Source organism: Achromobacter sp. FW305-C-28 (genome assembly GCF_058783235.1).
On sequence record NZ_JBYSYL010000001.1, the window covers coordinates 84907 to 97271 of the forward strand.

At 65.3% G+C, this 12365-nt stretch carries 13 protein-coding genes; 11 read left to right on the plus strand and 2 right to left on the minus strand.

What is annotated here, in order from left to right; translation table 11 throughout:
• Window positions 1–39: 39 nt before the first annotated feature.
• The 6 genes from AC3WMR_RS00365 (at window position 40) to AC3WMR_RS00390 (ending at window position 6255) form a co-directional block, all read left to right on the plus strand.
• Window positions 40–531, plus strand: coding sequence for a MarR family winged helix-turn-helix transcriptional regulator (locus AC3WMR_RS00365; protein ID WP_025136791.1), 492 nt, complete (start codon window positions 40–42; stop codon window positions 529–531).
• A 189-nt stretch (window positions 532–720) separates the two neighbouring features.
• The gene (locus AC3WMR_RS00370; RefSeq protein WP_492262230.1) at window positions 721–2292 is read left to right on the plus strand and encodes an ABC transporter substrate-binding protein; all 1572 of its coding nucleotides are present in this window, start codon (window positions 721–723) and stop codon (window positions 2290–2292) included.
• A 63-nt stretch (window positions 2293–2355) separates the two neighbouring features.
• A complete protein-coding gene (locus AC3WMR_RS00375; RefSeq protein WP_025136793.1) occupies window positions 2356–3345 on the plus strand; it encodes an ABC transporter permease in 990 nt (329 codons plus the stop codon).
• On the plus strand, window positions 3345–4259 hold the full coding sequence (locus tag AC3WMR_RS00380) for an ABC transporter permease (RefSeq protein ID WP_025136794.1): 915 nt from the start codon (window positions 3345–3347) through the stop codon (window positions 4257–4259). The genes AC3WMR_RS00375 and AC3WMR_RS00380 overlap by 1 nt, the downstream gene beginning before the upstream one ends.
• An 8-nt stretch (window positions 4260–4267) precedes the next feature.
• Entirely contained in the window at window positions 4268–5269 is a 1002-nt protein-coding gene (locus AC3WMR_RS00385) for an ABC transporter ATP-binding protein (RefSeq protein ID WP_492262231.1), read from the plus strand.
• Entirely contained in the window at window positions 5266–6255 is a 990-nt protein-coding gene (locus AC3WMR_RS00390; RefSeq protein WP_492262232.1) for an ABC transporter ATP-binding protein, read from the plus strand. Before AC3WMR_RS00385 ends, AC3WMR_RS00390 begins: the two co-directional genes overlap by 4 nt.
• Before the next feature lie 448 nt (window positions 6256–6703).
• Here the strand turns inward: AC3WMR_RS00390 and AC3WMR_RS00395 are convergent, their stop codons facing one another.
• Both AC3WMR_RS00395 and AC3WMR_RS00400 read right to left on the minus strand, forming a co-directional pair.
• Window positions 6704–7234 carry a hypothetical protein gene (locus tag AC3WMR_RS00395; protein ID WP_492262233.1) on the minus strand — a complete coding sequence of 177 codons (531 nt, stop codon included), beginning with the start codon at window positions 7232–7234 and terminating at the stop codon, window positions 6704–6706.
• A gap of 125 nt (window positions 7235–7359) precedes the next feature.
• Window positions 7360–8175, minus strand: a complete 816-nt coding sequence (locus AC3WMR_RS00400; protein ID WP_492262234.1) for an AraC family transcriptional regulator — start codon at window positions 8173–8175, stop codon at window positions 7360–7362.
• A 99-nt stretch (window positions 8176–8274) separates the two neighbouring features.
• On the opposite strand from AC3WMR_RS00400, the gene AC3WMR_RS00405 reads away from it, so the two are divergent.
• The 5 genes from AC3WMR_RS00405 to AC3WMR_RS00425 all read left to right on the plus strand — a co-directional run bounded on the left by AC3WMR_RS00405 (window position 8275) and on the right by AC3WMR_RS00425 (window position 12261).
• A complete protein-coding gene (locus AC3WMR_RS00405) occupies window positions 8275–9219 on the plus strand; it encodes a DMT family transporter (RefSeq protein WP_492262235.1) in 945 nt (314 codons plus the stop codon).
• A 66-nt stretch (window positions 9220–9285) separates the two neighbouring features.
• The gene (gene ettA, locus AC3WMR_RS00410) at window positions 9286–10959 is read left to right on the plus strand and encodes an energy-dependent translational throttle protein EttA (protein ID WP_025136800.1); all 1674 of its coding nucleotides are present in this window, start codon (window positions 9286–9288) and stop codon (window positions 10957–10959) included.
• Window positions 10960–11083: 124 nt separating this feature from the next.
• Window positions 11084–11293, plus strand: a complete 210-nt coding sequence (locus AC3WMR_RS00415; RefSeq protein ID WP_492262236.1) for a type II toxin-antitoxin system VapB family antitoxin — start codon at window positions 11084–11086, stop codon at window positions 11291–11293.
• A complete protein-coding gene (locus AC3WMR_RS00420) occupies window positions 11280–11657 on the plus strand; it encodes a type II toxin-antitoxin system VapC family toxin (RefSeq protein ID WP_081821580.1) in 378 nt (125 codons plus the stop codon). Before AC3WMR_RS00415 ends, AC3WMR_RS00420 begins: the two co-directional genes overlap by 14 nt.
• A gap of 70 nt (window positions 11658–11727) precedes the next feature.
• The gene (locus AC3WMR_RS00425) at window positions 11728–12261 is read left to right on the plus strand and encodes an isochorismatase family protein (protein ID WP_492262237.1); all 534 of its coding nucleotides are present in this window, start codon (window positions 11728–11730) and stop codon (window positions 12259–12261) included.
• Window positions 12262–12365: the final 104 nt, after the last annotated feature.

Genomic DNA, 12365 nt, shown 5'->3' on the forward strand with positions numbered 1-12365 from the left:
ACGCCGCCTATCCATATTGGTGCGTGGGAGCAAAGCAACATGCGGTCGGACAAGCAGAGCGGGACCCTGGCCACCGGCACGCGGTTCGTCGACGATTACCTGGCCTACCTGCTGGCGCAGGCCAGCCAGCGCATCTCGGCCGAATTCCATCAGCAGGTGAAGTCGGCCGGCCTGTCGGTCACCGAATGGCGGGTGCTGGCCAGCCTGGAAGGCAGCGCGGGCGAAACCATCGGCGACCTGGCGGTGCTGGCCATCACCAAGCAGCCGACCTTGAGCAAGGTGGTGCAGCGCATGGAAACCGAGGGGCTGGTGGCGCGCACCGGCGTGCGCGCCGACCGCCGCCAGACGCGGGTCGGCATCACCACCAAGGGCCGCAACCTGATTGCGGCGCTATGCGAGCAGGCCACCCAGCACCAGAAGGCGGTGCTGGCGCCTTTCGGCGAAGAAAAGGCAGCGCTGCTGATCGACATGCTGCGCGTGCTGATGACGGAACACGTGCCGCTGGACCTGCCGCTGGACACGGACGAATAGGGCTTGTCCGACAGGTGAACACTGTTTACTTGGGCGGATATGCGATTTTTTCGTCATGTCCTTATATGTCCCTAATTGTGTTTCTCCTGTGAAAACCGGCTCCGGTACGCATAAACCCTTAATTGACGAGGGTCTTGCGGCTAGGCAATATCGCGCCGGTATTCAGACTACAGTCAGGAGTTGACACCTATGCGCCGCACTTTGATTGCCATCGCGATCGCCGCCGCCGTGGCCGTGCCCTCGATCGGGCAGGCCAAATCCTTCCGTTGGGCCGCCCAGGGCGACATCCTCACCTTTGATCCGCATTCGCAGAACGAAGGCATGACGATCGCCGCCAACAGCTACATCTACGAACCGCTGGTGGACTACGACAAGGACTTCAAGGTGGTGCCGCGCCTGGCGACCGAGTGGGAGCAGGTCTCGCCCACGCTGTATCGCTTCAAGCTGCGCCCCGGCGTGAAGTTCCATGACGGCGCCGCCTTCACCGCCGACGACGTGGTGTTCTCGGTGCATCGCGCCATGGCGCCCACGTCGAACTACAAGGCCTACACCACCGGCATCAAGGAAGCGCGCAAGATCGACGACCTGACGGTCGAGATCGAGACCTCGGCGCCCAACCCCGTGCTGCTGCGCCAGCTGCCCAACGTGTTCATCATGAACAAGGCCTGGTCGGAAAAGAACAACATCGCCAAGCCGCAGGACTTCGTCAACAAGGAAGAGACCTTCGGCGCGCGCAACACCAACGGCACCGGCCCCTACAAGCTGAAGTCGCGCGAAGTGGACGTGCGCACGGTGTTCGAAGAAAACAAGGACTGGTGGAACAAGGCCGGCAAGGTCGGCAACGTCACCGAAGTGGTGTTCACGCCGATCAAGCAGAACGCCACCCGCACCGCCGCGCTGCTGTCGGGCGAGATCGACTTCGTGCTGGACCCGGCCGCGCAGGACCTGGACCGCCTGCGCCAGTCGGCCAAGGTGGTCGAGGGCAACGAATACCGCACCATCTACCTGGGCCTGGACCAGAAGCGCCCCGAGCTGCAGTACTCGAACATCAAGGGCAAGAACCCGTTCCAGGACATCCGCGTGCGCGAGGCGCTGTACCGCGCCATCGACGTGGACGCCATCAAGCGCGCCGTGATGCGCGGCCTGTCGGCGCCTACCGGCACCATGATTGCGCCGCAGGTGCATGGCTGGACCGAATCGTTGCACAAGCGCGTGCCCTACGATCCCGAGAAGTCCCGCGCGCTGCTCAAGGATGCCGGCTACGACGGCACCCTGAACTTCACGCTGGACTGCCCCAACAACCGCTACATCAACGACGAGGCGATCTGCCAGGCCGTGGTGGGCATGTGGGCCAAGGTGGGCGTGAAGGCCACGATGAACGCCATGCCGCGTTCGACCTACTTCCCCAAGGTGCAGAACTCCGACACCAGCGCCTACCTGTTCGGCTGGGGCGTGCCGACGTTCGACGCCATGTACACATTGCAGAACCTGATCCGCACCAAGGGCGAAGGCGCGGACGGCATGTACAACCTGGGCAACTACAGCAACAAGGAACTGGACGCGATCATCGATCGCATCAAGACGGAAACCGACGCAGCCAAACGCGACGCGGACATCCAGAAGGTGCTGGAAGTTCACGCCAAGGAATTCGGCCACATCGCGCTGCACGACCAGGTCATTCCCTGGGCCATGCGCAAGAACGTCTCGGTCATCCACCGCGCCGACAATCGCCTTGTTGCCGATTGGGTCAAGGTCGACTGATCCCGGCTAACCAGACAGCGAAGCCCCTGCTGAGGGGCTTCGCCGTCTTTGCTTTTCCCGCCTATGTTTGCTTTCATACTGCGTCGCCTGTTGCAGGCCGTAGCGGTGATGCTCACCGTCGCGCTACTGGCCTTTGTACTTTTTCAATACGTCGGCGACCCTGTCACCATCATGCTGGGGCAGGACGCCACCGATGCCGAACGCATCGAACTGCGTGAACGACTGGGCCTGAACGAGCCTGCCATCGTTCAATTCGGCCACTTCGTGGCCAACGCCGCCCAGGGTAATTTCGGCATCTCCCTGCGCCAGAGCGAACCCGTTTCCACCCTGCTCAAATCGCGCCTGCCGGCCACGCTGGAACTGTCCATGGTGGCGGCGTTGCTGGCGCTGGTGGTGGGGGTGCCGCTGGGCGTGTATACCGCGCTCAAGCGCAACAGCCTGCTGTCGCAGCTGCTGTTGGCCGGCTCGCTTCTGGGGGTGTCGCTGCCGACCTTCCTGATCGGCATCCTGCTGATCCTGGTGTTCTCGGTGCAGCTGGGCTGGCTGCCCAGCTATGGCCGCGGCGATACCGTCAGCGTGGGCTGGTGGACGTCGGGGCTGTTCACCGCCACGGGCTGGAAGCACCTGATCCTGCCGTCCATCACGCTGTCGCTGTTCCAGATGACCCTGGTGCTGCGGCTGGTGCGGTCGGAAATGCTGGAGGTGCTGCGGTCGGACTACATCAAGTTCGCCCGCGCCCGCGGCCTGAAGCGCCGCGCCATCCACTTCGGCCATGCGCTGAAGAACACCATGGTGCCGGTCATCACCATCACCGGCCTGCAGCTGGGCGGCATCATCGCTTTTGCCATCGTGACCGAGACGGTGTTCCAGTGGCCGGGCATGGGTCTGTTGTTCATCCAGGCGGTGCAATTCGCCGACGTGCCGGTGATGGCCGCGTACCTGTGCCTGATCGCGCTGGTGTTCGTGGTGATCAACCTGATCGTCGATCTTCTGTATTTTGTCGTGGACCCGCGCTTGCGCTCGGGATTGACCCGCGGCGGAGGTGGCCACTGATGCGCGCCGTCATGAAACGCTGGTGGGACAGCGACATTGCCTGGGCCTGGCGCCGGGCGCCCGTGGCCATCGTGGCCACCGTCTTGCTGGCCTTGCTGCTGATCGGCTCGTTCGGCGCCGGCTGGGTCGCGCCGCACAATCCGTTCGACCTGACCAAGGTGGAATTGCTGGATGCGCTGTTGCCGCCGGCCTGGGAGGCCAACGGCCAGCAGACCTATCTGCTGGGCACCGACAGTCAGGGCCGCGACCTTTATTCGGCGATTCTGTACGGCACTCGCGTGTCGCTGCTGATCGGCCTGGCGTCGGTGTTGCTGTCGATGCTGATCGGCATCGTGCTGGGGCTGATCTCGGGCTACGCGGGCGGACGCATCGACGCGTTCATCATGCGGATCGCGGACGTGCAGCTGTCGTTCCCGGCGATCCTGATCGCGCTCTTGATCGACGGCGTGGCGCGTGCGGCGGTGCCGCGCGAGCTGCACGAGATCATCGCGTTCCCGGTGCTGATCGGCGCCATCGCGCTTGCCGGCTGGCCGCAGTACGCCCGCACGGTGCGGGGCTCGACGCTGGTGGAGAAGAACCGCGAATACGTGCAGGCCGCGCGGGTGATCGGGGTGGCTTCGCCGGTCATCATGTTCCGCCATGTGCTGCCCAATGTGCTGGGGCCGGTGCTGGTGCTGGCGACCGTGCACCTGGCCACCGCGATCATCACCGAGGCGACGCTGTCGTTCCTGGGGGTGGGGGTGCCGCCGACGGCGCCGTCGCTGGGCACGCTGATCCGCATCGGCAACGATTTCCTGTTTTCCGGAGAGTGGTGGATCACCATCTTCCCGGGCGCCGCGTTGGTGCTGCTGGTGCTGTCGGTCAACTTGCTGGGTGACTGGCTGCGCGACGCGCTCAATCCGCGCTTGAATTGAGGTCTTACATGAGCGCACTTCTTGAAGTCCGCAATCTGCGCGTCGAATTTCCGACGCGCCGCGGCACCCTGCGCGCCCTGGACGACGTGTCCTTTTCGATCCAGGCGGGCGAAGTCCTGGGCGTGGTGGGGGAATCGGGCGCGGGCAAGTCCCTGACGGGCGCGTCCATCATCGGCCTGCTGGAACCGCCGGGCCGCATCGCGGGCGGCGAGATATTGCTGGCCGGCCGCCGCATCGACAATCTGCCGGACGAGCAGATGCGCCGCGTACGCGGCCGCGAGATCGGTGCGGTGTTCCAGGACCCGCTGACCTCGCTCAATCCGCTGTACACGGTGGGCCGGCAATTGGCCGAGACCATCGTGACGCACCTGGACCTGAGCTGGTCGCAGGCGCGCAACCGGGCGGTGGAACTGTTGGCGTCGACGGGCATCCCCGCCGCGCGCGAGCGCATCGACCATTACCCGCACCAGTTCTCGGGCGGCATGCGCCAGCGCGTGGTGATCGCGCTGGCCCTGGCGGCCGAACCGAAGCTGGTGGTGGCGGACGAGCCGACGACGGCGCTGGATGTCTCGATCCAGGCGCAGATCATCGAGCTGCTCAAGCGGCTGTGCCGCGAGCACGGCACGGCGGTGATGCTGATCACGCACGACATGGGCGTGATCGCGGAAACAGCGGACCGGGTGGCGGTGATGTATGCGGGCCGGGTGGCCGAGATCGGCCCGGTGGCCGATGTGATCCACCAGCCGCGCCACCCGTATACGGCGGGGCTGATGGGGTCGATCCCGTCGCTGGAAGGGCACACTGAGCGGCTGGTGCAGATCGACGGCAGCATGCCGCGGCTGAATGCGATTCCGCCGGGCTGTGCATTCAACCCGCGCTGCGGGCGGCGACTGCCGCGTTGCGCCCAGGACCGGCCCGAGCTGATGCCGGCCGGCACGTCGCGCGCGGCCTGTTGGCTGCATGAGGGGGCCGCGGCCCCGAGTGGCAAGCAATCGGAGGTGGCAGCATGAGCGCGCCGTTGGTGGAAGTGAAGGACGCGGCGCGCTGGTTCGATGTGTCGCCGCCCTGGCTGGAACGCAAGCTGGCGGGCAAGCCGCGGGTGATGCTGCGGGCGGTGGACGGCGTGTCGTTCGAGATTGCGCGTGGCGAGACGCTGGCGCTGGTGGGCGAGTCGGGCTGCGGCAAGTCGACGGTGGCGCGGATGCTGGTGGGGCTGTATGGCCTGACGCGCGGCGATATCCGCTTCGATGGCCAGCCGCTGTCGAAGATGTCGGAGCCGGGCGGCCGGGCGCTGCGCAAGCGGTTGCAGATGATTTTCCAGGACCCGTATGCGAGCCTGAATCCGCGTTGGCGGGTGGGGCGGATCATCGCGGAGCCGATGCTGACGCACACGGCGATGACGCCGGCCGAGCGCACGGCGCGGGTGGGGGATCTGCTCAGGCAGGTAGGGCTGGACCCGGCTGATCAGGGCCGCTATCCGCACCAGTTTTCAGGCGGGCAGCGCCAGCGCATTTCGATCGCGCGGGCGCTGGCGGTGAATCCGGAATTCCTGGTGTGCGATGAACCGACGTCGGCGCTGGATGTGTCGGTGCAGGCGCAGGTGCTGAATCTGATGAAGGACCTGCAGCGCGAGCTGGGGCTGACGTATCTGTTCATCTCGCACAATCTGGCGGTGGTGCACCACGTGGCGGACCGGGTGGGGGTGATGTATCTGGGGCGGATGGTGGAAGTGGCGCCCCGGGACGAGCTGTTTGCCCGGCCGCGGCATCCGTATACGCGGATGTTGCTGGAGGCGATTCCGGATATCAACGGGGCGGGCAAGCCGCGCACGGCGGTGGCAGGAGAAGTGCCGAATCCGCTGAATCCGCCTTCAGGGTGTACGTTTCATCCCCGCTGTCCACATGCGAATGAGCGGTGCAAGGCCGAGGCGCCTGTGGCGGTGTTGGCGGGGGTGTCGGTGGTGGCTTGTCATGCGGTGCAGGAGGGGAGGATTTAGGCTTCTTTTTCTTGGCGTTTTTTGGGTTCTTTAGACGTCTGGCACGGCGTGGGGCGGGGTGCGCGGGGCTACGATTGCGGTCCGGAGCCTTCGCTCCGGACTCGCCTCGGCGGCCCCCCCCTTCCTCATCGTCGTCCAGGCCTTCGGCCTTCCCTTCCGATTCCGTCGGGCGCATCTACACGCCCCGCGCACCCCGCCCCACGCCGTGCCAGACTCGCATTGATTGCTCGCCGTCGTTGCTGAGGCGACGGGTTTGCTTGGCGTTCTTGCCTCGGGTTTCTTGGGGGAGGAGCGTCTTGCGGGGCCGCGGCAACGGGGCCGCGCGGGCGGCCCGTCGCCGCATTTGGCTTGTGGGGCGTCGTTGCGGCCTGGCCGCTTTGCTGGACCGGCCCGTTCTGGGCGGTCCCTTTCCAGCTTTGAGTGTTCGACTGTTGCTTCGCCGTGTTGCTCAGTGGCGGTGGCCGGGGTCGTTGGGGTCGTGCGGGTGGTCGTGGCCCAGGGGGGCGTCTTCTTCGTCGTCGTCTTCGGCGTCGTCGTCTTCTTCGTCGGGGTCGGGCAGGGGTTCTTCGGTCAGGGCGAAGGGCAGGACGTCTTCCAGGTTGTCGGACCAGGCGGATTCTTCGCCGTCGTGGTCGAGTTTGATGAAGCGTTCGCCTTCGTTGAGCGAGATCTGGATGGCCCAGAGGTAGAGGCAGTCGTAGGTGTCGTCGTCGGTCTGGGGCAGGCCGCCGCGGTTGCCGAGCAGGCGGGCGCCGGGGCCGCCCAGCTGGACGTGAGTCTGGGCTTCGTCGGTCTTGGCGTTTTCGTCGATGGGCACGCCGTAGGTGACCCATTCGGTGCCTTCGTCGCCCAGGACGACCTCGGCCAGGACGGGCTTGCCGAGGTAGGCGCTGAGGGCGTCGGCGGTCTTGGCCAGCATGTCGAGCTCGGTCGCGCTGAAGTGGGTCAGGGAAGGCGGGGGCGTGGCAGAGGCGGACATGAGGGTTCCTGGGCGCGATGATGCCGCGGGTACGGCGTTACGAAAAAACAACCGCTATTGTCTCGCGATCGCGCAAGCCGTGCATCGCACGGGTGGATGACGATTTACGCGGGGGGGGAGTGCGGCTATGGCGGAGCGGGCGCACCGGGATGGTGCGACGGGCGGGGCGGGACGGTGCGCTTGCGGGCGCTGTCGGGGGATTGGCCGGTCAGGCGCTGGAACATGGCGATGAAGGCGGACGGGGTGCTGTAGCCGAGGTCGCGGGCGATGGCCTGGACGGACTGGCCGGCCTCGAGCATGCCGAGGGCGCTGACGACGCGCAGGCGCTGGCGCCATTCGTTGAAGGTCATGCCCAGGTGCTGCTGGCAGTGGCGCAGCAGGGTGCGTTCGGTGATGCCGGCGGTGGCGGCCCAGTGGGCGGCGCTGCGCTTGTCGCCGGGCTGGCTTTGCAGGGCGGCCAGGATGGGGGCCAGGACGGGTTCGCTGGCGGATGGCAGGTAGCTGGCGTAGGCGCGGGCGACGCGGACCTGGTCGATGACGACCTGGGCCAGGCGGCGATCTTCGGGGGTGTCGGGGTAGGTGATGCCGCGCCGTTCGAAGTCGGCCAGGACGGCGCGCATGACGGGGCTGATTTCGAGGGTGCAGGGGGCGGCGGGCAGGTCGGCGCAGGCCGCGGCAGGGATGTCGATGCAGGCGTAGTGGACGTCGTCCTGGTTCTGGCAGCAGTGCTCTATCTGGGGCGGTATCCAGATGGCGTACTGGGGTGGGGACAGGTAGGTGGCGCCTTCGATGCCGATTTCCATGATGCCGGACAGGGCGAAGTTCAGTTCGCCCCAGGGCGAGGTGTGCCGCCTGACGCGGGAATGGGGCAGGAAGTGCAGGATGCGGCAGGCCAGGGGGTAGGGGCGGCCAGGGCCGAGGTCCGGGGGCGTAGCCGCCATGTCCGAAGTTCGCAGGAGTTTGTCCGATTTTCATTATATACATCGAGTCGGACATGGCCCTACACTGGCCAGCCATTCCTGTTTGGCAATACCGCTTCCATGACGCGCGCAGTTTCTCCGGGCACGACCCCGGCTTCTTCTCCGATTCCGGCCCGCTATTTCCTGTTTCCGCTGCTGGCGGCGCTGATCTGGTCGGTCAACATGATCGTCACGAAGATGGCGGCCGGCGTGATTTCGCCGGCGGTCATCGGCTTTTATCGCTGGGCGCTGGCGGGCGTGGTGCTGACGCCGTTCGCGCTGCCGGGGGTGTGGCGCAACCGGCGCGTGGTGCTGCCCTACCTGCCCAAGTTCGCGGTGCTGGGCGGGCTGGGCATGGCGCTGTACCAGGGGCTGGCCTATGTGGCGGCGGGCAACACCACGGCGACCAATATGGGCATCATCACGGCGATGATTCCGCTGATGACGATCGCGGTGGGGGCGCTGGTGCTGCGCGAGCGGCCGTCGGCGATGGCGCTGTTGGGCGGCCTGCTGTCGCTGGCGGGGCTGGCGCTGCTGATCGGCGAGGGCGATCCGGCGCGGCTGCTGTCGGTGGGCGCGAATCACGGCGACGTGCTGATGGGCCTGGGGGCGCTGGCGTATGCGCTGTACGGCGTACTGCTGCGCCGCTGGGGCCTGCCGGTCGGGCCATGGCAGTCGCTGTATGTGCAGGTGGCGTTCGGCGTGCTGTTCCAGCTGCCGGCCTTCCTGATGGCGCCGGCCGCGTCGCTCAATGGCGACAATCTGCCGCTGGTGCTGTACGCCGCGGTATTTCCGTCGCTGTTCGCGCCGTTCCTGTGGATGCAGGGGGTGCGGCACCTGGGGCCGAGCCGCGCCAGCATGTTCCTGAACGTGATGCCGGTGGCCACGGTGGCGATCGCGGCGCTGTTCCTGGACGAAAAGCCGCACCTGTTCCATATCGTGGGCGGCGCCATGGCGCTGGCGGGGGTGATGCTGGCGCAGATGCGCGCGCCTTTCGCCGGGGGCAAGCCCGCCGCGCAAGGCTGACGCGCGCCTGTCAGGGTTCCGGCCTACAATCAACGGTTCATCAGCTTTCTTACCCTATACGAGCCCATGGCCCAATACGTCTACACCATGAACCGCGTCGGCAAGATCGTGCCGCCCAAGCGGCAGATCCTGCGTGACATCTCGCTTTCGTTTTTTCCTGGCGCCAAGATCGGCGTGCTGGGCCTGAACGGCTCGGGCAAGTCGACGCTGCTGAAGATCATGGCAGGCGTGGACCGCGAGATCGAAGGCGAAGCCACGCCCATGCCGGGCCTGAACATCGGCTACCTGCCGCAGGAACCGCAGCTCAACCCCGAGCACACGGTCCGCCAGGCCGTCGAAGAAGGCCTGGGCGCCGTGGTCACCGCCAAGAAGCGCCTGGACGAGGTCTACGCCGCCTACGCCGAGCCGGACGCCGATTTCGACGCGCTGGCCGCCGAACAGGCTGAACTCGAAGCCATCATCGCGGCCGCCGCCTCCAGCGGCGCCGACGACATCGAGCACCAGATGGAAATCGCCGCCGACGCGCTGCGCCTGCCGCCCTGGGATGCCATCGTCGGCAACCTGTCCGGTGGTGAAAAGCGCCGCGTGGCGCTGTGCCGCCTGCTGCTGTCCAAGCCCGACATGCTGCTGCTCGACGAACCGACCAACCACCTGGATGCCGAAAGCGTCGAATGGCTGGAACAGTTCCTGCACAAGTTCCCGGGCACCGTCGTGGGCGTGACCCACGATCGCTACTTCCTGGACAACGCGGCCGAATGGATCCTCGAACTGGACCGCGGCTACGGCATCCCCTGGAAGGGCAACTACAGCTCGTGGCTGGAACAGAAAGAAGACCGCCTCAAGCAGGAAGAGTCCTCTGAATCGGCCCGCCAGAAGACCATCAAGAAAGAACTCGAATGGGTGCGCCAGAACCCCAAGGGCCGCCAGGCCAAGGCCAAGGCGCGTCTGGCCCGCTTCGAGGAACTGTCGTCCTACGAATACCAGAAGCGCAACGAAACCCAGGAAATCTTCATTCCCGTGGGCGAGCGCCTGGGCAACGAGGTCATCGAATTCAACAACGTCAGCAAGGCCTATGGCGATCGCCTGCTGATCGACAACCTCAGCTTCAAGGTGCCGCCGGGCGCCATCGTCGGCATCATCGGCGCCAACGGCGCCGGTAAGTCGACGCTGTTCCGCATGATCGCGGGCCGCGAGCAGCCGGATTCGGGCGAAGTGAAGGTCGGCCAGACCGTCAAGCTGGCCTTCGTCGACCAGTCGCGCGATGCGCTGGAAGACAAGAAGACCGTGTTCGACGCGGTGGCCGACGGCGCCGACATCCTCACCGTGGGCAAGTTCGAAATGTCGTCGCGCGCCTACCTGGGCCGCTTCAACTTCAAGGGCGGCGACCAGAACAAGGTGGTCGGCCAGCTGTCCGGCGGCGAACGCGGCCGCCTGCACATGGCCAAGACGCTGATCGCCGGCGGTAACGTGCTGCTGCTGGACGAACCGTCCAACGACCTCGACGTCGAAACCCTGCGCGCCCTCGAAGACGCGCTGCTCGAGTTCCCCGGCAGCGTCATGGTGATCAGCCACGACCGCTGGTTCCTGGACCGCATCGCCACGCACATCATGGCATTCGAAGGCGACTCGCAAGTGGTGTTCTTCGACGGCAACTACCAAGAGTACGAAGCCGACAAGAAACGCCGCCTGGGCGAAGAGGGCGCCAAGCCCAAGCGCCTGCGCTACAAGGCCCTGAAGTAATCCTGCCTGTAACGCAGTCCGAGAAATCCCGGCCGTTGTGCCGGGATTTTTTTTGAGGAGTTAGAATCAAAAACAGCATCATTTGATGATATTTTTGATTCAAATTCACAACGGGGAGGTCCGCATGCGTACCACTGTGACACTCGACGACGATCTGCTGGAACTGGCCCGAACCTACACGGGTATTCAGGAAACGTCGGCGCTGCTCCAGCAAGCGCTGACCCAGCTTGTGCAGAAAGAAGCCGCGAAGCGGCTGGCCAAGCTGGGCGGAAGCTCTCCCAAGCTGAAGCCGATACCCAGGCGTCAAACGGAGACTGCCGATGATCTTGGTTGATACCTCTGTCTGGATCGATCATTTGGCAGAGGGTGAACCCCGCCTGGAACGCCTGTTGAATGATGAAAGCGTGCTGATGCATCCATTCGTGGTTGGGGAGCTCGCGCTTGGCTCCTTGGGAAGACGCGAAACGGTAATGGATGCATTGACGTTGCTACCCCAAGTCGTGAGAGCGAGTCACAACGAGGTGATGCATTTTCTGCAGGCCGAGAGACTATTTGGCAAAGGAATCGGCTATGTGGATTTGCACCTTTTGGCCTCAACTCGATTGACTCCGGGTGCAACGTTGTGGACCAAGGACAAGCGTCTGCGGTCGCTTGCCAGTGAACTCAGCTTGTTCGCCGAACCCCCTCAATATCATTGAACCCGCAATACGTTGCCTGTCGACCAGAGCGCTATGCTGGCGTTGTCCCACTGATTTCTGGAGATCCACCATGTTGCTGCAAGCCTCCGATTCCACCTTGCTCATCGTCGACATGCAGGGCCGCCTGATGCCCGTGATCCACGACGGCGATGCGGTGCTGGCTACGGCGCACAAGCTGGCGCAGGCCGCGCGCCTGCTCGAGGTGCCGGTGGTGGCGACCGAGCATCACAGCAAGATGCTCGGCGTGACCGTGGCGCCGCTGAACGAGCTGGTGCAGTCCACGTTCCAGAAGATGCATTTTTCTTCCACGCGCGAACGCGGCTTTGACGCCTGGCTGCCGGTCGCGCGCAAGACCGTGCTGGTGGCGGGCTGCGAGGCGCACATCTGCGTGTTGCAGACCGTCATCGGTTTGATCGATGCGGGTTACAAGGCGGTGCTGGTATCCGACGCGGCAGGCTCGCGCAAGCCGTCCGACCACCACGCCGCGCTGCGCCGGGCACGCGCCCATGGCGCCGAGATCGTCACCTCGGAAATGGCGATTTTCGAATGGATGGACACCTGCGAGCATCCGCGCTTCCGCGATGTGTTACGTCTGGTCAAATAGTCGGCAAGCCCTGCAACACGGTCCCGGGGAACCGCAAAGATTCCCTCGCCCTTTGACACAATTCCTGGGTAAACCTCACACCGTCCCCCGGGATATTTTGCGAT

What these genes read in the sequence shown, in the direction of transcription:
- AC3WMR_RS00380 (WP_025136794.1), top strand. Translation starts at nt 3,345, where the DNA reads ATGCGCGCCGTCATGAAACGCTGGTGGGACAGCGACATTGCCTGGGCC.
- AC3WMR_RS00395 (WP_492262233.1), bottom strand. Translation starts at nt 7,234, where the DNA reads ATGTCCGCCTCTGCCACGCCCCCGCCTTCCCTGACCCACTTCAGCGCG.
- AC3WMR_RS00385 (WP_492262231.1), top strand. Translation starts at nt 4,268, where the DNA reads ATGAGCGCACTTCTTGAAGTCCGCAATCTGCGCGTCGAATTTCCGACG.
- AC3WMR_RS00425 (WP_492262237.1), top strand. Translation starts at nt 11,728, where the DNA reads ATGTTGCTGCAAGCCTCCGATTCCACCTTGCTCATCGTCGACATGCAG.
- AC3WMR_RS00365 (WP_025136791.1), top strand. Translation starts at nt 40, where the DNA reads ATGCGGTCGGACAAGCAGAGCGGGACCCTGGCCACCGGCACGCGGTTC.
- AC3WMR_RS00375 (WP_025136793.1), top strand. Translation starts at nt 2,356, where the DNA reads ATGTTTGCTTTCATACTGCGTCGCCTGTTGCAGGCCGTAGCGGTGATG.
- AC3WMR_RS00415 (WP_492262236.1), top strand. Translation starts at nt 11,084, where the DNA reads ATGCGTACCACTGTGACACTCGACGACGATCTGCTGGAACTGGCCCGA.
- AC3WMR_RS00390 (WP_492262232.1), top strand. Translation starts at nt 5,266, where the DNA reads ATGAGCGCGCCGTTGGTGGAAGTGAAGGACGCGGCGCGCTGGTTCGAT.
- ettA (WP_025136800.1), top strand. Translation starts at nt 9,286, where the DNA reads ATGGCCCAATACGTCTACACCATGAACCGCGTCGGCAAGATCGTGCCG.
- AC3WMR_RS00370 (WP_492262230.1), top strand. Translation starts at nt 721, where the DNA reads ATGCGCCGCACTTTGATTGCCATCGCGATCGCCGCCGCCGTGGCCGTG.
- AC3WMR_RS00400 (WP_492262234.1), bottom strand. Translation starts at nt 8,175, where the DNA reads ATGGCGGCTACGCCCCCGGACCTCGGCCCTGGCCGCCCCTACCCCCTG.
- AC3WMR_RS00405 (WP_492262235.1), top strand. Translation starts at nt 8,275, where the DNA reads ATGACGCGCGCAGTTTCTCCGGGCACGACCCCGGCTTCTTCTCCGATT.
- AC3WMR_RS00420 (WP_081821580.1), top strand. Translation starts at nt 11,280, where the DNA reads ATGATCTTGGTTGATACCTCTGTCTGGATCGATCATTTGGCAGAGGGT.